The organism is Paenibacillus glucanolyticus NBRC 15330, from assembly GCF_004000885.1.
GTDB classification, from domain to species: Bacteria; Bacillota; Bacilli; order Paenibacillales; family Paenibacillaceae; genus Paenibacillus_AQ; species Paenibacillus_AQ glucanolyticus.
On the sequence record NZ_BIMC01000002.1, the window covers coordinates 411,702 to 431,422 of the forward strand.

Consider the following 19,721-nt stretch of genomic DNA (forward strand, 5'->3'; position numbering starts at 1 on the left):
CACGTTATCTTTGGTTAAATGCACTTAACGGAAGGGGAGAAGATGATTGGAGCAGTACATTCTGTCGCTTGACCAGGGAACGACAAGCTCTCGGGCAATCTTGTTTAACAGGGAAGGAGAAATTGTACACTCAGCGCAAAAGGAGTTCCCTCAGTATTTTCCTCAACCGGGGTGGGTGGAGCAGAATGCCAATGAAATATGGGGCTCCATCCTTGCGGTTATTGCGACCTGTTTATCCGAATCGGGTGTGAAGGCGGATCAGATAGCGGGCATCGGGATCACGAATCAGCGGGAGACCGCAGTACTGTGGGACCGCAACACGGGTGAACCGATATATCATGCGATTGTATGGCAGTCCAGGCAGACAGCCGGCCTATGCGAGGAGCTGATCGCTGCAGGGCATGACGGAAAGGTAAGGGAGAAGACCGGGCTTTTGATCGATCCGTATTTCTCTGGTACCAAAATCAAATGGATTCTCGACCATGTGGAGGGTGCGCGGGAACGCGCCCGGGGTGGAGAGATTATATTCGGCACCATTGATACCTGGCTGATCTGGAAGCTGTCCGGAGGCCAAGCGCATGTGACCGACTATTCCAATGCTTCACGCACGATGCTCTATAACATCCATGACCTTAAATGGGATGATGAGCTGCTGCAGCTGCTGGATATTCCGAAGGTCATGCTGCCTGAGGTAAGGCCTTCTTCCGAGATATACGCCAATACGGTGACTTATCACTTCTTCGGGCGTGAAGTGCCGATTGCCGGGGCTGCGGGAGATCAACAGGCAGCGCTGTTTGGTCAGACCTGCTTCTCCGAGGGCATGGTCAAGACAACGTACGGAACAGGCAGCTTCATGCTGATGAACACTGGCGACAAGCCGGTCAAATCCGAACATGGGCTGATTACGACGATTGCCTGGGGACTCGATGGCAAGGTGCAGTATGCGCTGGAGGGCAGCGTATTTGTGGCCGGATCAGCTATACAGTGGCTGCGCGACGGTCTGCGGATGTTCCGTGAGGCGAAGGACAGCGAGCCTTATGCGCGCAGGGTTGATTCAACGGAAGGCGTGTACGTTGTGCCCGCTTTTGTCGGACTTGGCAGTCCGTACTGGAACAGCAACGTACGGGGCGCTGTTTTTGGTCTGACCAGAGGTACGTCGAAGGAGCATTTCATCCGTGCAACCCTGGAGTCGCTTGCCTACCAGACCCGGGATGTACTGTCCGTCATGGAGGAGGATTCAGGGTATAACATCACATCCCTGCGAGTGGATGGAGGCGCGGTGACCAACACCTTTCTTATGGAATTCCAGAGCGATATTCTGAACGTTCCCGTGGAACGCCCGGACATCACGGAGACGACGGCTCTTGGAGCCGCATTCTTGGCGGGTCTTGCTGTTGGCTTCTGGAAGGACCAGGATGAGATATGCAGCAAATGGAGCATGGGGCGGAGCTTTACGCCAACCATGCAGGAAGAAGTAAGGGAACAATTATATGCGGGGTGGAAAAAAGCCGTTTATGCGGCAATGGCTTTTCATTAGCATTTTATATGTTATAATAATTCATAAGTGAATATTTGTCTGGAGACTTGGAGAGACCACTAGGCGCGGAAGACCTCATGGAACGAGGTTTGTTACTGCGTGTTTCGTGGTCTCTTTTTTGTTGCTGTTTCTATAAGAGGTAACAATAGATAAAAAAAAGGGTAAAACATACTGGGAGGGATTTGTTTGATGTTGCCACAGTCGTTTTCAAGCTTGGATCGCAAGCGTCGTTTTGAGGGAATTGCAGAGAGCACTTATGAGCTGATCGTGATTGGCGGAGGGATCACCGGTGCGGGGATTGCACTCGATGCGGTCACGCGCGGCATGTCGGTCCTGCTGGTGGAGATGCAGGATTTTGCCGCAGGAACCAGCAGCCGCTCGACCAAGCTGGTGCATGGCGGACTGCGGTATTTGAAGCAGTTTGAAGTGGGGATGGTGGCTGAAGTCGGCAAGGAACGGGCGGTAGTCTACGAGAACGGACCGCATGTTACTACGCCGGAGTGGATGCTGCTGCCCATACATCAAGGAGGCACCTTCGGGAAGTTCAGCACTTCTGTCGGCTTGATGGTATACGATTTCCTGGCTGGCGTGAAGCGGGGAGAACGGCGCTCCATGCTGTCTGTCTCCGAGACGCTGAAGCGGGAGCCGCTTCTGAAGCAGGAAGGCCTGAAGGGCGGCGGTTACTATGTAGAGTACCGGACGGATGATGCCAGACTCACGCTTGAGGTCATGAAAGAGGCAGCGGCCAGAGGGGCTGTGCTGTTCAATTACGCGAAGGCCGAGTCTTTGAACTATGATACGAATGGACGGATTACCGGCATCACGGTGAGAGATATGCTGGACGGCGAGGTCAGGACCGTAACCGGAACCAAAATCGTGAACGCCGCTGGTCCTTGGGTGGATCAGGTGCGAGAGATGGATAAGTCCAAGAAGGGAAAAATGCTTCAGTTGACCAAAGGGGTCCATCTGGTCATTGACCAGTCCAAATTCCCGCTCCGTCAAGCGGTGTACTTCGATACACCTGACGGCAGAATGGTGTTTGCTATTCCTCGTGACGGAAAGACCTACGTGGGAACAACCGATACGGTGTACAAGGCCAATCCCGTGCGTCCCCTGATTACGGTGGAAGACCGGGATTATATATTGAAAGCTATTCACTATATGTTTCCCGATGTGAAGCTGTCCGCGGCTGACGTTGAATCTGGGTGGGCCGGAGTCCGGCCGCTGATCTTGGAGGAGGGCAAGAGCCCGTCCGAAATTTCACGCAAGGATGAGATATGGGAATCCCCGTCCGGTCTGATCACCATTGCGGGTGGCAAACTGACCGGTTACCGCAAAATGGCGGATACGGTTGTGGATCTGGTTGCCAAACGAATTCAGGAGCAGGGCGGCCAAACGTTTGGTCCCGGGATAACGAAGAATCTGCCGATATCCGGCGGGCATATAGGCGGCTCCCGTCAATTTCCTGAATTTGTTCGCAAGCAGGCGGATATCGGAGCGGCACAAGGAATCGACCGTAAGCTCGCCGAGCAATGGGCGCAGATGTACGGCTCCAACGTAACGGAGTTGTTTCGCTTGGCCAGCGCAGGATCCGATCAAGCGGAAGCATCCGCGCTTCCCGTATCGGTTCTGGTACCGCTGATGTATGCGATCCAGTATGAGTTGGCGTCGAAGCCGACGGACTTTTTCATCCGCCGTACGGGTTCCCTGTTATTTAACATCCAGTGGACAAGAAAATGGAAGGAGCCCGTAATGGATTATATGGCTTCCGTTCTGGCATGGAGCGAGCAGCAGAGAACGGAATACGCAAGGGAACTGGATGAGGAACTGGCATCTGCCACACAGCCAATAGCACAGGAGCAATCGGAGGCAGTGTCCCTCTCACAAGACTCCACACAAGAAAAACTATCTTCTTAAACGATGTGCCTAACCAAGATGCAAGGAAGAGGGTTTGGTTAGAGCCATAACGGCTTATTCAAGCTCGACAATCTAGTCGTAAGGGCAACGGTATGATAATCTATATACGTTCACATTGAGAGGAGAGATGACCCGATGAACCACAAAGCGTATGAAGAATTATATCACGGAGAGAGCGCGGTTTGGCTCCAGCATGGCCCTTACGAAGCGGCGATATTGCCTGGGATCGGAGGCAATCTCATCGCTTTCAGGGATAACGAAAGCGGTTACCGTTTCCTTCGCGAACCTGAAGCACACGAGATGGAAGCATTCAAGTCCAATCCAGGCGTTCACGGCATTCCTGTCCTGTTTCCGCCGAATCGATATGAAGACGGGAGGTTTCCATGGAATGGACAGACCTATCAATTCCCGGTGAATGAGGTTGAGACAGCTAATCACCTCCATGGCTTTTTACATACGATACCGTGGACGGTCGAGGATTATGGCAGCAGTGAGGCTGAAAGTTATGTGGTCGTTTCCGTAACGATCGATGAGGATCACCCGGTGTACGCCATGCTTCCGCACACGTTCACGTTTCGGCTCCGCTATACGCTGAATCGGGATGGATTAGCCCAGCATGTGTTGATACGCAACCGGGGAACGAGCAGCATGCCTTGCCTGCTTGCCTTCCATACGGCGATCAATGCTCCGTTTGCACCTGAGAGCACAGCGGATGATTGCGTTGCAAGAATAACGATCGGAGAGCGGTGGGAAATGAGTGACCGCATGCTGCCGACCGGGGAATTCCAGTCCCTGACGGCGGAAGAAGAACGGCTGCGGACAAGCGGGGTCAACCCCTATTTTGCCCCCATGGACAACCATTACACGGCTGTACCGCAGAACGGCAGAAACCGTATGGAATTGACGGATACCAGGCTGGGAAAAACCTTGGTCTATGATGTCGGCAACTCATATAAGCAGTGGATGGTATGGAATAACAAGGCATCCCGGAAGTTTTTCTGTCCCGAGCCTCAGATCAATCTGGTGAATGCTCCAAACGTGAATTTGCCGGCGGATGATATCGGTTTGTTCGGTTTGGCACCGGGTGATATTTGGGAAGCCACCTCTCGGCTGTATCTTAAAGGCTGATCCTTAATTCCTCCTCCATAAAAAAGCGTATGGATCGCAACACCTGTTACTCAGGGCGTTTACAGTCCATACGTTTTTGCTATAAGACATATGATTTCATGCTTCAGCTCCCTGCGGAAGAGCCGGGAATCTCTTCACGCCCATGCCTGCGACTGCGTTTGATGTGGTCCGGAATGACAAAAAAGACAACATACATAAGGATAAATAATACAAGTGCAATGAATTCCTCAACCATAATGTATAGGGGATGTGGACCCAGCAGATCCAGTAGCGACGCGGTTTCCGGCTTGCGCATCAGGAACATGTAATTGGAACCAACAGCCCAATTAACAAGACCGACAAGCACGGCGGACACGTTAAGAAAGACCATCGTCCAGCCAATAGATTTCCAGGTTGGCCGGTATCCTCTTACCCATGTCATGTACAGCGCTGTTAATATAATGGCGGTATGGACGGTAAAGAAATGAAAGAAGCGGAAGTGAGGGAAAGGATAACCCAGATTGGGTGTCAGTATGGCCTGAAGCGCCCCTCCGATGCCTGCAAAATAAACGAGCGGATATAAGCGGCGCTCATCCGTAAGCAGGATGGCTATGGAGAGAAACAGGGTCAGACTGCACAATTCCAGCGGCAATGACGTGGCGGGATCCCAGATGCCGGTTAACACATACCAGAGGTGAAGGGAGGCCTCCGGCAACGAAAGTGCGGCAAGCAGGCTCCATTTCACGGTCTTTTGAAGGGCAGTCGTTGAGACGATTACAGACCTGAACAGATACAGGAACGCGGCAAGGGCGATCAGGATAACGATGGCTATCCAATGCTCGGTGGAGAAGGCGGCAAATGCCTTCGGATAACTCGGATCAAATAAGGATTCGATGCTGTATCATCCTCTCTGTAGTTCGCAAGCCCATTATGATCGATATTACCATGAACTGGATGTGGAATGAATATCATTTTTATGCCGGAATACATTGAAGTTATGTCGGTGTCGAGAATCCGAGAAGCATATCGGTTATTAAGGAAGTGGGTGCGTTATTGTGAAAAGACTGTATGGGCTCAAGCGGTATTTGAATATAGGATTACGTTTGGTTTTGATCTTCACCCTCATCGGTTTTGCTTACCCTGGTGAGGCGCAGGCTGCTTCCTCCAAGTACAAAAAGTTTTTTGATATTAGCAGAAAGGGAGCCGTGGTCCCCGGCTTATCCGGAAACAAAGAATGGATACCGCAGGGACTCGGCCTTGTGCCGAGCAAGAATTGGGTTATTATTTCTCATTATTGGGGCGATACAAAGAGCAAGCAGGCCAGCAGTATCTCGATCACCAGCAGCAAAACCAACAAGCGAATCAAAACGCTCTATTTATATGAGAGCGGAAGCAATAAGCATACCGGTCATGTTGGCGGACTCGCCGTCAGCAAAAATCATCTGTGGGTGGCGTCTGGCAAAAATGTGTACAAAATTCCGCTAAGCACCATCGAGGGCAAAAAAGATTACAGCCATGTTGTCATGACCCGATATGCGCTCGGTCATAAGGCATCTTATGCCACTTATTCCGACGGGATTCTATGGGTAGGTGAATATATGGATGGAGAGGATAAGGGCAGCAAGCAGTGTATACCCGGACCGAAGGGCAAGCTTCGAGGTTATAGATTGACTTCCGGCGATGACCTGCCGTCGAACCGGAAGGCGGCTTATACATGGAGCACGCCTGATCGTATCCAGGGTGCGGTTGTGACGAAATCCCGCGTATTGTACAGTCAGTCCTGCGGCCGCAACAATGCAAGCAAGCTGCTTATTTATACACGTGGGGCATCCGGCAAGGTCGCAGCTACCCCTTTGACCATGCCGCCCATGTCCGAGAATATTGCGATACGTGGCAATGATTTGTATGTTCTGTTTGAATCCGGTGCCCGGAAGTACAGAAATGGCGCATTACCGCTGAAGAACCTTTACATTGTGAATGCCAAGAAACTGAAGATTTGATACTGAACAAGCAAAAGATCCCGACTCCGCTCAACGGATAAGGGATCTTTTGCTTGTGATTCGAAAAACAGAACCATATACATGTTGCGGCACTGCTCAAACAGGCTGTTTGGATTCCGTGATCAGGCGCTTCAGCGACTCCTGCTTCCATCTCGGAATACGCAGATGCTTGGCAGAGGGCGCCTTTTCTCCAAAGTAAACGATGCCTTGCTCTACCGTAGTGACTTTGTCTACATTCACATAGCAGTTGCTGCCGACATGATAGAACTGTTTACCGGAGAGCAGGGATGCGATTTTGTCGGCAGTCATTCTCTTTTTAATATTATAGTTCCTGCCGTGAAAGCTGACCAAACCGTGTGATCCGGTTTTAAAGAACAGAATGTCTGTCTCCACCACGAAGTCCTCATACATGTTGCGGGATTCCGATACGTGCTTCATCATTCTGCTTCCCCCTTTGTCAAGATCAACAATTGATAACGCTTACATTCTAACATGTTTTCCGCAGGGTTTAAAGAACTTTTTATTTTGGCATGATAAAAGCCCCGCACCACGAGGGTGCAGGGCTTGGTCAATCTTTAGGGTGCAGCAGGTGCTTCCGGTGTCTCTGTTGCAGGATCTGCCGGCGCTACTTCCTCCAGCGTGTTGGTGATGGTTGCTTTGTCTTTCAACTCTTGAATGTAAGCGGAAGATTCCTGGTAAACTTTTTGATTCTCAAGCTGTTTACGGATTTCATCCTTCTTGTCTTCCAGAGTAGGATTCGTAGCTTCCTTGCGATCGGTAAGCTTGATAATATGATAACCGAAGGAGCTCTTCACCGGGTCGCTGATTTCATCCTTCTTCAATTTGAAGGCTGCTTCTTCAAAAGCAGGATCCATCTCGCCGCGTCCGAAGAAGTCCAGGTCACCGCCTGTGTCCTTGGTAGCGTCTTGATTTTTCTCTTTGGCGATTGCCGCGAAATCAGCGCCATCCTTAAGCTGCTTCACAATCTCATCGGCTTCTTCTTTGGTTTCAACCAGGATATGAGAAGCGCGAACCTGTTCAGGTGTAGCAAAGGATTCTTTGTTCTGATCATAAATGGTTTTGATCTCTTCGTCCGTTACTTTGATTTTGTCGCCCATCAGTTTTTTGAGTTCGACTTGGGTTTTGGTCTGCCCTTTCAGATCCTCAAGTGTCATTCCCGATTGCTGAAGGGCCATATTGAATTGATCTTCGGATGGGAAGGATGCCTTGAGAGCGTCAACTTCTTCATTCACTTCCGCGTCCGTCACGGTAATGGACTGCTTGGCCAGTTCCTGCTTAATCAGCTCTTCCGTGATCATGGAATTTACGGTTTGTACCCCGCCCGCTTCAACAAGCTCATTGTACAGGGTATCCTTCGTAATCTTGACGTCATTGACTTTGGCCACTGCCTCGTTACCGGATCCCTTGGCAAATGGAGGTACTATCAGGACTACGATCAACGCTGCCGCGAGTACCAGTGAAGCGATCATCCAGCCTTTGCTTCCATTACCGCTATCACCAGCCGGAGGCTGCTCATCGTGCAGGGGCTGCTCGGGCTGATCCTCTGAATGCATGACAGCAACCGGAGACAGGGGCTGATCGCTCTCTTCCTTATAAGGTTCACTGGATTCAGGATAGGTTGAATCCGAATCTATTCTTTCCTCTTCATTAGACAAGTCGCCCGGTTCTTGGGGGATAATCTCTTTCTCTTGGGCTTGTCCCTGTTCATCCTCGGGTTGCCCCGGGTGGTTTGGCTGCAAATCGTTATCTTTCATTTAATGATTGACTCCCTTCGACTGCATATAATAATGAGTTGGTTCATTCTTTAATCACTTTACCAGATAAGCTTTTGGTTTACCTTAAGAAAAAATAAAAATTGAAAATATAATTGAAAGCCCTTGATTTGAATACAACTGATTATAACTCTTTGAAAAAAGTGCACCCATGTGCTGGTTACAGTATAAGCATTCCCGCTATGCCGCATGCAATACCAAGCAAGACTACAGACGAAACCACAAACCATATGACCTTTCTCGGGAACGAACGTCTTACCATGAGAAGGGAGGGAAGGCTGATGGCCGGCAAAGTAAGGAGCAGCGCTGCTGCGGGGCCGGCTCCAAGCCCTGCTGCCATGAAGGCTTGAATGATCGGGATTTCGGCGGCAGTCGGAATGACAAAGAGCATCCCCATGACGGCAAAGAAAATGACAGCCAGCATGCTGTTCCCGGCTGCTGTTCCCAGGTGAGGGAACATCCAGACTTGCAGCGCGCCAAGCAGCAGGACTGCGATAAAATAAGCCGGAACCACGCGAATGAGCATATTGCCGATGCTGGCGAGCCAGCGTTTCCACAGTGGGCGATCGTCTTGCAGATCGGTGCTCGGCGGTGTGTCGATCTCCACCGGCTCCGATTCTTTGGCAAAGCGGTTTGCCAAGTAGCTGACGCCAAAGGTTAGAAGGATGCCAAAGACCAGTCGCAGCAAGGTGAATTTCCAGGATAGAACAAACGTCATAAAGACGAGTGTTGCCGGATTAATGGTTGGATTACCGATCCAGAACGCAAGTGCAGACCCTACAGATACCTTTTTCTTGCGTAGACCGATGGCGATAGGCGCGGCACAGCAGGAGCACATCATGCCTGGAATGGATGCAATCCCTCCTATCGCCGTACTGCCAAAGGTCGATTTGCCGAGAACGCGAAGGAGCCACTGGGAGGGCAGCAGGGACTGGACTAATGTGCCAAGCAGAATGCCCAGTACGGCTGCTTTCCAGACGGCTTTGAAATAAGTGATGGCATAATCCCAGGCAGCTTGCCATGAAGGGGTGGCACCGCTATCCATGCCTAGTATGGATGAGCCGATACTGTGCTCGACAATCGCCTTGAGTGCTTTATCGTAATAAGGCCACCACTTCACATAGGTCAGACCGGTTGCTGCAATTATAATGAAGATTGTGATGAACCAGATGGTTTTTCTGCGATTCGAATGATCAAAGGCCATTCTACCGTCGCTTGAGTGATTCATAATTCGTACTCCCCCGATATATCGTGAAATTATTTACATATCCAATCTAATAGTATATCACAATGTGGACTTGTCGTAGAGAGATTTTCCCGGGAATTGCAAGAAATAGGAAGATCATTAGACTTGCGGCAGCTGATTTCATATAATATAAGTATTGTGTGCATAAATGAAGTGATTGGCAAAGATTAATATTAGATGATCCCCGGAGTAGATGAGACGTATTTCGAGCATCCGTGCCGGGGTTGTTGCACGTGCTCTTGCAATATATCAAAATTTAGATGATGAAGGGACGACCTGTGATGACTCAATCGGAGAAAATAAAATTAACTTCCTATTCCTCTAAAGGAGGATGCGGCTGCAAAATTGGTCCTGCGGATCTGGCTCAGGTCATTCGCAAGCTCCCCCAAGCGGAACCCAATCCGAATCTGCTGGTTGGTCTGGATACGAGCGATGATGCAGGTGTATACCGTCTTACCGATGATTTGGCTATGGTCCAGACGGTTGATTTCTTTACACCGATCGTGGATGACCCTTATGATTTCGGTCAAGTGGCAGCGGCCAATGCAATCAGCGATATCTATGCGATGGGAGGCAAGCCGCTAACGGCATTGAATATTGTGGCATTTCCGATCTCAACGCTCGATAAGCAGGTGTTGACCGATATTTTGAGAGGTGCTGGGGATAAACTGAAAGAAGCGGGTGTAACACTGGTAGGTGGACACTCCATTGATGATAAAGAGCCGAAATTCGGCCTTGCCGTAACAGGTACCGTACATCCTGACAAAGTGAGAACGAATGCGGGAGCCAAGCCGGGCGATGTGCTGATTCTTACAAAGCCCATAGGTGTCGGTATCCTTACGAGCTCCATTAAGAAAGACCTGTTAAGTGATGAGGAGATCCGCCGGGTTACCGCCGTAATGGCAGCACTCAACAAGACCGCTGCCGAAATGATGGAATCGTATAACGTTCACGCGTGCACCGATGTGACCGGATTCGGGCTGCTTGGCCATACACTCGAAATGGCAAAAGGAAGCGGGACGGGGATACGCATTTCCAAGTCCTCTGTACCTGTCCTGGAGCGAGTTAGAGAAATGGCCGAGGGTGGTGTCATTCCGGGTGGGACAAAAAACAACTATGATCACGTGAAGGACGATGTTGATTTTCCGGACGATATGGATCAGATCGACAAGTGGATACTGTGTGATGCGGTAACTTCGGGTGGACTTCTTATCGCCGTTGACGGCTCTCAGGCGGATCAGCTTCTAATGGAGCTTCGGCAAGCCGGGCTGGAAGCGGGAAGTGTCGGCAAGGTCGTAAACGATCATCCGTCCCGCATTGTCGTTGAGTTGTAAGTGAGCCTTTTTTTTGGGATCAATAAAGGAGCGAGCAGACCATGTTTCAAGACATCAGCGTTAACGAGTTATTGGAGCTTCAGAATAAAAAGAAGATGACATTAATCGATGTCCGTTCCCCGTCGGAATACAGGGATTCAACGATCCCGGGAAGCCTGAACATTCCGGTCTTTAATGACGAAGAACGGGCGGAGATTGGCACCATCTATAAGCAGGTAGGCGTAGACGCGGCTAAAGAGCGCGGACTTGCCATTATGTCGGCCAAGCTTCCCGCCTTCGTTAAGCAATTCAAGGAAATTGACGGTGATAAAGCAGTTTATTGCTGGCGTGGGGGCATGCGCAGCCGGACAGCGGCAACCGTGCTCTCCCTGATGGATATCCATGTCAGCCGGATTACTGGCGGGATTAAGGCTTATCGAAAGTATGTGCTGGATACGCTTGAACATAAGACATTAGAGGCCGAAGCGTTTGTTCTGCATGGTTTGACGGGAACGGGCAAGACGGCCGTGCTCAGGCAGCTTCAGCAGGAGGGGTATCCTGTCGTTGACCTGGAAGGGCTGGCAGGTCATCGCGGCTCGATATTTGGCCATATCGGTTTACAGGCCAGCAATCAAAAGACCTTTGATTCGGAATTGGTTGAACGACTGAAGCAAGTGGAGTCGGCCCCTTACGTGTTATTCGAAGCCGAGAGCAAGCGGATTGGCAAAATCGTTGTACCCGACTTCCTTATGGAGAAGAAGGAGTCCGGCGTAGCTATCGTACTTGAACTGCCGATGGAAGAGCGTGTTCGCCAGATCATGGAGGACTACAATCCCGCTGCATACAAAGAACAGTATTTGGCGGCTTTCCAATTGATTAAAAACAGGATCCATACTCCTGTTGCTGCTGAGATCGGGAGGTCGCTGGAGGAGGGACGGTTTCCACAGGGAATCCGGATGCTGCTTGAGCATTATTATGATCCCAAGTATAACCATACCTCCAGTCAATATGAAGATGCCTCGCCTATCGTTGTCTCAGTGGATAAAGTAGAGGAAGCCGTGAAAGCCGTAAAAGAAATATTGCGGAATCAGATGCTGCAGAAGACCGGCACGTAATCATTCGTATAATCCGAGAGGATAAGGAGGATCCATTGTGGTTCTGTATTTAATCGTGATTACTTTGGCTTTGATCGGCGGCATTGCGACGCTGCTTGTTGGTTTTTCCCAGGAAAACCGCAAGTCGAATCCAGCGTATGAAAGTAAAACCAAAGCTAATATTACCAAGCTGATCGTCATCTATGTGTTGGCCTTGATCGCATTTATTGTGATTTGGTCACTATTCGATTAGAAAAAACAGATCGCCCCTGACCAAGAGCTGGATACCTGACGTATCGCTTTTGGCAGGGGCGATTTCTTTGAGATGAAAGGCTTTCTTTAAATAGACGAAAGGGCTTCGGATATGGGCGAATCGCCTGCGATCAGATCGAAGGAACGCCGGAAGGTGTTCTCTTCATCCAGGGATAACAGAATCGTGCTTGCTACATCCTCCCGCGGAATGGAGCCGCTATGGATGTCCTCGGCAGCGGTGATACGGCCTGTACCGGGTTCATTCAGAAGTCCTCCTGGACGAATAATCGTATAGGAGAGGCTGCTGCTGCGCAGGATCTGATCCGCATAATGCTTGGCTGCATAATAGGGCTTGATTTTTTCATTCCAGGACTCCCGGTTGTGGGCCTGTATGGCGCTAACCATAATGAAGCGTGAGACATGTGCCTGCTCGGCAGCCTCGATCATTTTTGCAGCCCCATCCAGATCAATTAAGAGAGTTTTATCGTAACCGGTTGCACCGCCTGAACCGGCGGCAAATACAATGGCTTGGCAATCCTGCGCGGCCTGTGCAAGCTCATCAACCGCTCCTTCCAGATTAGCAAGGACGGTTTCGATTCCGGCATTTTCGAAATATCGTGCCTGCTCCTCTTTTCGAACCATCGCTTTTACGGTGTAGGCTTCATGATCTTGAAGCAGGTGTGTAAGGTGTTTTCCGATTTGACCATTCGCACCGACTACTAGAACCTTCATAGGACAAACTCCTTTATCGTTAAAATTTATCATATTAGAGTAATAATACCAAATTTAGCATAACCTAAGGGAAATTTCTTGGGAATCAGCGCTGGACTTTTCTTTATCTCTGGAAAATGATATTATCTTGTTTTCACCCAAGTCATATAGATTTGAAACAACGCAAAGGAGAAAAGAGAGTTTGAGCGGACAGATGAATTGGGCTTCAGGAAGACAACGCTGGATTTTCTTTATATCACTCATCAGCTTCGTAGGATTTATCATAATGGCCGCATTGGTTAAGTTTCAGCTCTTGGCTCCACTCGATCTGGCCATCATAACCTCAATACAGAACCTGGAGCATCCATTCATTACGGATATCGCAATAGGCCTCTCATTTATAGGCTCGATCGGTCCGGTTACTGTATTGTGTCTTATCGTAATCGCCGTGCTATATTGGGTATTGAGGCGTCGCACGGAGATTCTTCTACTTATTGTAGTCGTATTCGGTTCATCTATTCTTAATCTATTATTAAAATTTATTTTTCAACGGGTGAGGCCGGATATCCACCGCCTGGTTGAAATTACGGGATACAGCTTTCCTAGCGGGCATTCGATGGGTGCTTTTTCCTTCTATAGCGTGCTGGCATATTTGTTGTGGAGACATATAGACAGCAGGACAGGAAGAGGAGTATTAATCGCCTTTGCAATCATCATGATTCTAAGCATTGGGCTTAGCAGGATATATCTGGGTGTTCACTATCCAAGCGACATCCTCGGGGGCTATTTGGCTTCCTGCGCATGGGTTAGTTTTATGGTCCGATATTATGAGAGAAGAATGGGGAAGCGGGCCTTCCCGGATGCGTGAACGTCATGTCGGCCTGCATCACTTTGGAAAAGTAAGGGTAATTCATGGAATAGCGGTTTAAGCGGAGGAGTATGTATCATGGTGTGTAAGCATAGATTTGAATTTGGGTTATGTAAGGAGGGCTGTCTATGGCATTTGGAGCAAGAATGTTCAAAACCGGCCTAGCCGTAACGCTGGCTCTTTATTTGGCTATGCTGTTTGATTTTCAATCCCCTGTTGTAGCCGCCATAGCCGCGATTTTTGCGATGCAGCCGTCTATCTATCGGTCGTGGAGATATTTTCTGGACCAACTGCAGACGAGTACGCTTGGGGCGATACTGGCGATGCTCGGAGGATATTTTTTATCCAATCAACCGATTTCGGTCGGTCTGGTATGTATTTTAGTGATCATGATCTGCATGAAATTAAAAATGGGAGAGACGATCGGTCTCACCTTGGTTACGGTTATATCCGTAATGGAAGCTTCCGGTCAATGGGACTTTGCACTCAACCGGTTTATTCTCACGATCATCGGCATCGTATCTGCTTTCCTTATTAATATTCTCGTATTTCCTCCAAAGCCGAAGGAGCAGTACATTAAACGGATTCATATTGTCTTCGGCAAAATGTCGCTGCTGCTGCGGACGGCCATTTCCCACGAGATGAAGGATTCGGTCTACCGTGCGGAGAAGAAGGAACTTGAAACAGCAATCAAATCGTTGTCGGACAAATACAATTTGTTTGAGGAGGAGCAGAAGAAGCTGAAGCGAGCCAAGTATAGTCAAGCTAGACAGCTTGTTGTGTATAAGCAGCTGCTCCAATCCCTTCGTAAAGGATATGAAGTGCTGGACGCCGTGGAGAATCATTACTTCCAGGCGGAACGGTCGGAACTGATCGATGAGCAATTTGATAGCAATCTGGAGCGGCTGATGAAGTACCATGAGCATATTCTATGGAAGTTCGAAGGAAAGCTGAAGCCGAATGAGGACGAGGCGGAGACCATGGCCGAGAACAATGAAGCGTTTATGGAGCAAGTGATGTGCGGACCGGGCGCAGATCCTGGCGGGCTTCGGCTGTCGGTTGTGGCTGCCTCCATGTATGATTACGGTTATCAACTTGACCGGTTGAATCGGGTGGCGGATCAAATCAGCCGTGTCGTGGAGGACAAGGAACAGGAAGAAGCCTTGTTCTCCTGGTTGAGAAAATAAGCATATCAAACGATATGAAGGGGCCGATCAAGACTCGCTTTTGATCAGCCGTTATGACCAACATGCGGATGGCAGGAGCTTTCTTGGCAAGCCCAATCGGACATGGTATGGTAGATGAACCACACGATATGAATGCAAAAAAACCGGCCATTCAGGCCGGTTACTAAATTCAAATGTTGTATTAACTGTAGCATGCTGTTATAATTAGCAATGGTTTGTCATTAAAAACAACTAATGTGGTTAGAATACCACAACTGTATTATATCACAGACATTTTGCGCTGTCAACCAGTATATTAGGGGGATGAACAATGGCTATCAGCGAACAGGATTGGCAAGAAGAACAGAAACGGGTAACGGAAGTATCAACGAAAATCAGCAATAAAATATCTCAGTTGGAAGCGAGTGTCGGAGATATCCGTGATGTCGTTATCGATATGCGGAAGGACTTCTGGGACGAAGTTACGGTTAACTTCAGCAACCCGGATGATTTAGGTGAAACATCGACCAATCTGAGACAGCAGTCACAGGTACTGGCAGAACGTGAGCATGCTCATCTGCAGTCAAGCAAGCTGCTTAAAAAGTACAGAAAACTCGTGGAATCTCCTTACTTTGGTCGCATTGATTTTAAAGAGGAAGGAACCTCGGAGACGGAGACTATTTATCTGGGAACCGGTTCTTTTCTGGATGAAAATATGGAGACGTTCCTCGTCTATGACTGGCGCGCACCGATATCCAGCCTGTATTATGACGGAGCCCCGGGTCCCGCCCAGTATGAGACGCCCTCCGGCCTGGTGAAAGGTGAAATGCTGCTGAAGCGCCAGTTTGTAATCCATAGCGGCCAGATCAAGGTATTGTTTGATACTGGCGTGACGATTGGTGATGAACTGCTCCAGCAGGTACTCAGCCACAGCGCGGATGACCGGATGAAGAGCATTGTAGCTACCATTCAGAAGGAGCAGAATGCGGTCATACGAAACGACAAAACACGCATGCTGATCGTTCAGGGAGCTGCTGGCAGCGGAAAAACCTCAGCCGCACTGCAGCGGGTGGCTTATCTACTGTACAAATACCGGGAGACACTCCGGGCCGATCAGATGATTCTGTTCTCCCCGAACCCGCTGTTTAACAGTTATGTGTCCACCGTGCTTCCCGAGCTTGGCGAGGACAACATGCAGCAAACGACCTTCCAGTCCTATCTGGAGCACCGTTTGGGCAAGGAATTTGATCTCGAAGATGTATTCACACAGACGGAAACTTTGCTGAATGCAGATGATTCGCTCCGCTACCGCGCGCGTCTGGAGAGCATATCCTATAAATCCTCCGGCGCTTATCTGGATACCATCCGACGATATAAAGAGCTGCTTGAGAAGAATGGCATGCTCTTTAAACCGGTTGTATTCCAAGGCAAGGTCATCGTCAGCTCGGATGAAATGACCGCCCAGTTCTATGGTTATGATTCAGCGGTTAAACTCGCCGGCCGGATTGATCTTATGAAGGAATGGATGCTGAAACGTCTGTCGGATTTTGCCCAAAGTGAAAAAGACGCTCCATGGGTCGAGGAGCAAATCGAGCTGCTGGATTCGGATGATTACCAGCGCGCCTTCCAAACGATGAAGCGGAAGCAGAAACGGAAGGAAGAGACGTTTGACGATTTTGATAAGGAAAAGGACGTCCTTGCAAAAATGGTGATCAGCCAACGTCTCAAACCGGTCAGACGCTGGATCAAGCGATTCCGCTACGTGGATGTCAAGGGGATGTACCGTAAACTGTTCACAGACGAATCCTTGTTCCGCCGGGCTGCGGGCGATCCTGAGAATCTTCCGGCACATTGGGAGGATATCTGTAAGCTCACCACAGCCTCCCTGGACGATAAATCGTTGATGTACGAAGATGCTACCCCGTTCCTGTACCTGAAGGAGCTGCTCCAGGGTTTCCGTACGAACACCGCCATTCGTCATGTGATTGTCGATGAGGTTCAGGACTATTCGGGTTTCCAGCTGGAATTCCTGAAGCGATTGTTCCCTCGGGCCAAAATGACGGTACTCGGTGATCTTAATCAAGCGATTTATGCGCATGGGGAGGCTCTGGGAAGCTTGGAGAACTTGGTCAGTTTGTATGGTAAAGAGGATACGGAAGTTATCACCCTGACGCAAAGTTACCGCTCCACGTATGAAATCGTTGATTTCACTCGGCAAATGATTCCTGGAGGAGAGCGGATCGTTCCCTTTAACCGTCCGGGTGAAGCGCCGCGGGTGATTCAGGTTCAGGATGAAGAAGCGCTGAACGGAACGATTATTTCCGATATACGTGAGCTTCATGAGCAGGGATTCCAGTACGTCGCGGTCATCTGTCGAACGGAAGAAGAGAGCCGGCGTGTGCACAAGCAGCTGTCAGATGATATTCATACGAGATTGATCACCAAGACGACCCCGGCATTTGAAAAAGGAACCCTTGTTGTTCCCGCCTATTTGGCAAAGGGTGTCGAATTCGATGCGGTTATCATTTACAACGGTTCCGAGGACGTGTATCACCGGGAAAGCGACCGGAAGCTGTTCTATACCGCCTGCACACGTGCGATGCATAAACTGCATGTTTATCATATCGGGGAAAAAAGCCATTTTATCCCGGAAACTTGAAATAGGAAGATCTGTCTGAGCTCTGGGTTCAGGCAGATCTTTTTTTTGAGGAGTGATTCATGAAAAAAAATGTTCTGTTTCATGCAAGGAAAAAATCGGAAATTATTTTGTGGATGAATCAGGGTAATTTCTTATGTCTTATGGAGGGTGTTATCCAATTTAAAGCATTATTTGACCGTTGATTAATAAATTTTTTGAAATATTTTTGGGTTAAGCGGTTTCATGGCCTCCATAACTATTCATTTTAGACACAATTTTGACGAAAATAGAATGGGGGTATATTACTTATCAAAGGTCGGGTGCTTGCGGATGAAGATAAAAACAAAATTAATTCTATCGTCTACGATTCTTGCGACGGTTACAGCGGTTATCGTAATCATTGCATTTATCACTTCGAACATGACGGAGAAGAGGTTCAGCAAGATTATTGAAGAGGATCAAAAGGTCATTTACAACCTGACCCAACTTGAAACATTATTGACAGGGATTTCAAATGACGAGCGCGGCTACTTGTTGACCGGGGATTCGACCTTTGTAGATTCGTTAAAATCGAGACAGGAATCCGTTAGTAAACTTATGAAAGAAACCAAAGTCCTAATGACGGCTGAGGAAGATGTAAAGGTCTTCAACCAGATTGAAACCGGATATGTAATTTACACGGAAGCTGTGACACAGGTCTTAAACAAATTGGGGTACGATACGGGGTTTTACAAGGCGGTACCATTTCGGGTATACGAAGCCGCGTTTAAACAGGAACGTGAGATTCGCAACTCTTTCAGTACGCTTATAGCGGAGTTCACGATCAATAAAAATGAAGCTTTGGCCAAGCAGGCCGATGAGATTGCCAGCAGCAGCGAACTTCAGAATATGATGATTATGCTGATTGGTGTGGCAGCCGTCGTTTATTTTGCGATCCAGGGATATCTTCTTACCCGCTCCATTCGTCCATTGAACCAGATGAGCGATCAGCTATTAAGAATCGCCGATGGCGGCGGTGATCTTGTTACCCGCCTGAACATAACCACGAAAGACGAGATCAGGGCGGTTGCCGATGCGTATAACAAGCTGGTCGAGGGGTTCCGAGCATTGGTTGTACAGGTGCAGGATACCGCTGGACAAGTCGGTACCGCAGCGTCGACATTGCACTCGACCACGGAGGAAATTCGTCAGGCATCTCAGCAAACCTCGGGTATCATGGAAGAATTGGCAGCCGGGGTTGAGAACCAGCTTCAGGATACGGAGGAAACGACAGCAACGGTAACGGATATGGCGGAAGGAATGAAGCATATCACGCTCGCCGCACAAGACGTATCCGGGTTGGCAGCCACTGCGAACAAGTTAGCATCCGAAGGCGAACAGGCGATTATACATACGTTGAACCAAATGGAAGGCATCCGCACCAGTGTAGATCAATCCGCACAGTCGGTAAGAGCTCTTGGTGAAAAAGCCTCAAACATCGGGGCGATGGGACAAATTATTATTGAAATTGCGGAGCAGACTTCCCTTCTGGCTTTGAATGCTTCGATTGAGGCAGCTCGCGCGGGAGAGCACGGAAGAGGTTTTGCAGTCGTTGCTGCTGAGGTACGGAAATTGGCAGACCAGGCTTCCAATTCCTCTGTTGAAATCAGGCAGTTTGTGCACGAGCTTCAGCAGGATATTTATGATTTGGCCGGGGTCATGGAACAGGGTACACGCGAGGTTACAGAAGGCATGTCCGTGGCGCAGGGAGCCGAGAGAGCCTTTAAGGACATCGAGCAGTCCGTTGTGGAATTGAATGAACAGATTCAAGGCGTAACCGTTGCAACCGAACAGATGAACTCCGGGGCTGATGATCTCGTTCATGCCATTCGCAGAATTCAGGAAGTTACAGAAACCACAGCCGGCGGAACACAAAGTGTCAGCGCTGCAACGGAAGAACAGCTGGCTTCCATGGAGGAAATTACCAATTCCGTAGAAGATCTGAACGTAATGTCCGGCAAGCTGCGACAGTTGATGTCCGGTTTTAAAGTATAAATAAGGAAAAATTGCATAAGGGAAAAATTGACCACCTTGCAGTCA

The 19,721-nt window shown here is 49.2% G+C and carries 16 protein-coding genes; 11 read left to right on the top strand and 5 right to left on the bottom strand.

What is annotated here, in order from left to right; translation table 11 throughout:
• Nucleotides 1-46: 46 nt before the first annotated feature.
• From glpK to PGL02S_RS05675, 3 genes are all read left to right on the top strand, one after another.
• Nucleotides 47-1,537 (top strand): glycerol kinase GlpK, encoded by a 1,491-nt coding sequence (gene glpK / locus PGL02S_RS05665; protein WP_036641943.1) that lies wholly within the window; start codon nucleotides 47-49, stop codon nucleotides 1,535-1,537.
• A gap of 189 nt (nucleotides 1,538-1,726) precedes the next feature.
• Entirely contained in the window at nucleotides 1,727-3,454 is a 1,728-nt protein-coding gene (locus PGL02S_RS05670; RefSeq protein ID WP_036641946.1) for a glycerol-3-phosphate dehydrogenase/oxidase, read from the top strand.
• Nucleotides 3,455-3,589: 135 nt separating this feature from the next.
• A complete protein-coding gene (locus tag PGL02S_RS05675) occupies nucleotides 3,590-4,582 on the top strand; it encodes an aldose 1-epimerase (RefSeq protein WP_036641948.1) in 993 nt (330 codons plus the stop codon).
• 103 nt (nucleotides 4,583-4,685) lie between these two features.
• Here PGL02S_RS05675 and PGL02S_RS05680 read toward each other — a convergent pair whose 3' ends face one another.
• A complete protein-coding gene (locus PGL02S_RS05680) occupies nucleotides 4,686-5,456 on the bottom strand; it encodes a YwaF family protein (RefSeq protein ID WP_036641949.1) in 771 nt (256 codons plus the stop codon).
• A 190-nt stretch (nucleotides 5,457-5,646) separates the two neighbouring features.
• Between PGL02S_RS05680 and PGL02S_RS05685 the strand changes: the two genes are divergently transcribed.
• Entirely contained in the window at nucleotides 5,647-6,561 is a 915-nt protein-coding gene (locus PGL02S_RS05685; protein WP_255308612.1) for a hypothetical protein, read from the top strand.
• Between the two features lie 96 nt (nucleotides 6,562-6,657).
• On the opposite strand, the gene PGL02S_RS05690 is transcribed toward PGL02S_RS05685, so the two are convergent.
• The 3 genes from PGL02S_RS05690 to PGL02S_RS05700 all read right to left on the bottom strand — a co-directional run bounded on the left by PGL02S_RS05690 (nucleotide 6,658) and on the right by PGL02S_RS05700 (nucleotide 9,582).
• A complete protein-coding gene (locus tag PGL02S_RS05690; RefSeq protein WP_036641952.1) occupies nucleotides 6,658-7,002 on the bottom strand; it encodes a LytTR family transcriptional regulator DNA-binding domain-containing protein in 345 nt (114 codons plus the stop codon).
• Nucleotides 7,003-7,136: 134 nt separating this feature from the next.
• Nucleotides 7,137-8,336, bottom strand: coding sequence for a peptidylprolyl isomerase (locus tag PGL02S_RS05695; protein ID WP_036641955.1), 1,200 nt, complete (start codon nucleotides 8,334-8,336; stop codon nucleotides 7,137-7,139).
• A 178-nt stretch (nucleotides 8,337-8,514) separates the two neighbouring features.
• A complete protein-coding gene (locus PGL02S_RS05700; RefSeq protein WP_036641958.1) occupies nucleotides 8,515-9,582 on the bottom strand; it encodes a permease in 1,068 nt (355 codons plus the stop codon).
• Nucleotides 9,583-9,881: 299 nt separating this feature from the next.
• On the opposite strand from PGL02S_RS05700, the gene selD reads away from it, so the two are divergent.
• Genes selD through PGL02S_RS05715 form a run of 3 tightly spaced genes read left to right on the top strand, consistent with a single transcriptional unit; the run spans nucleotide 9,882 to nucleotide 12,260 of the window.
• Nucleotides 9,882-10,934: a selenide, water dikinase SelD gene (gene selD / locus PGL02S_RS05705; protein ID WP_036641960.1), complete on the top strand. Its 1,053-nt coding sequence runs from the start codon at nucleotides 9,882-9,884 to the stop codon at nucleotides 10,932-10,934.
• A gap of 41 nt (nucleotides 10,935-10,975) precedes the next feature.
• Nucleotides 10,976-12,028: a tRNA 2-selenouridine(34) synthase MnmH gene (mnmH, locus tag PGL02S_RS05710; protein WP_036641961.1), complete on the top strand. Its 1,053-nt coding sequence runs from the start codon at nucleotides 10,976-10,978 to the stop codon at nucleotides 12,026-12,028.
• Between the two features lie 37 nt (nucleotides 12,029-12,065).
• A complete protein-coding gene (locus PGL02S_RS05715) occupies nucleotides 12,066-12,260 on the top strand; it encodes a hypothetical protein (RefSeq protein WP_006211422.1) in 195 nt (64 codons plus the stop codon).
• 86 nt (nucleotides 12,261-12,346) lie between these two features.
• On the opposite strand, the gene PGL02S_RS05720 is transcribed toward PGL02S_RS05715, so the two are convergent.
• On the bottom strand, nucleotides 12,347-12,991 hold the full coding sequence (locus PGL02S_RS05720) for an SDR family oxidoreductase (protein ID WP_036641966.1): 645 nt from the start codon (nucleotides 12,989-12,991) through the stop codon (nucleotides 12,347-12,349).
• A 181-nt stretch (nucleotides 12,992-13,172) separates the two neighbouring features.
• Between PGL02S_RS05720 and PGL02S_RS05725 the strand changes: the two genes are divergently transcribed.
• From PGL02S_RS05725 to PGL02S_RS05740, 4 genes are all read left to right on the top strand, one after another.
• Nucleotides 13,173-13,838: a phosphatase PAP2 family protein gene (locus PGL02S_RS05725; protein ID WP_036641968.1), complete on the top strand. Its 666-nt coding sequence runs from the start codon at nucleotides 13,173-13,175 to the stop codon at nucleotides 13,836-13,838.
• A gap of 128 nt (nucleotides 13,839-13,966) precedes the next feature.
• Nucleotides 13,967-15,025 (top strand): FUSC family protein, encoded by a 1,059-nt coding sequence (locus tag PGL02S_RS05730; RefSeq protein ID WP_006211418.1) that lies wholly within the window; start codon nucleotides 13,967-13,969, stop codon nucleotides 15,023-15,025.
• Nucleotides 15,026-15,335: 310 nt separating this feature from the next.
• A complete protein-coding gene (helD, locus tag PGL02S_RS05735; protein ID WP_036641971.1) occupies nucleotides 15,336-17,663 on the top strand; it encodes an RNA polymerase recycling motor HelD in 2,328 nt (775 codons plus the stop codon).
• Between the two features lie 309 nt (nucleotides 17,664-17,972).
• Nucleotides 17,973-19,676: a methyl-accepting chemotaxis protein gene (locus PGL02S_RS05740; protein ID WP_036641974.1), complete on the top strand. Its 1,704-nt coding sequence runs from the start codon at nucleotides 17,973-17,975 to the stop codon at nucleotides 19,674-19,676.
• Nucleotides 19,677-19,721 lie beyond the last annotated feature (45 nt).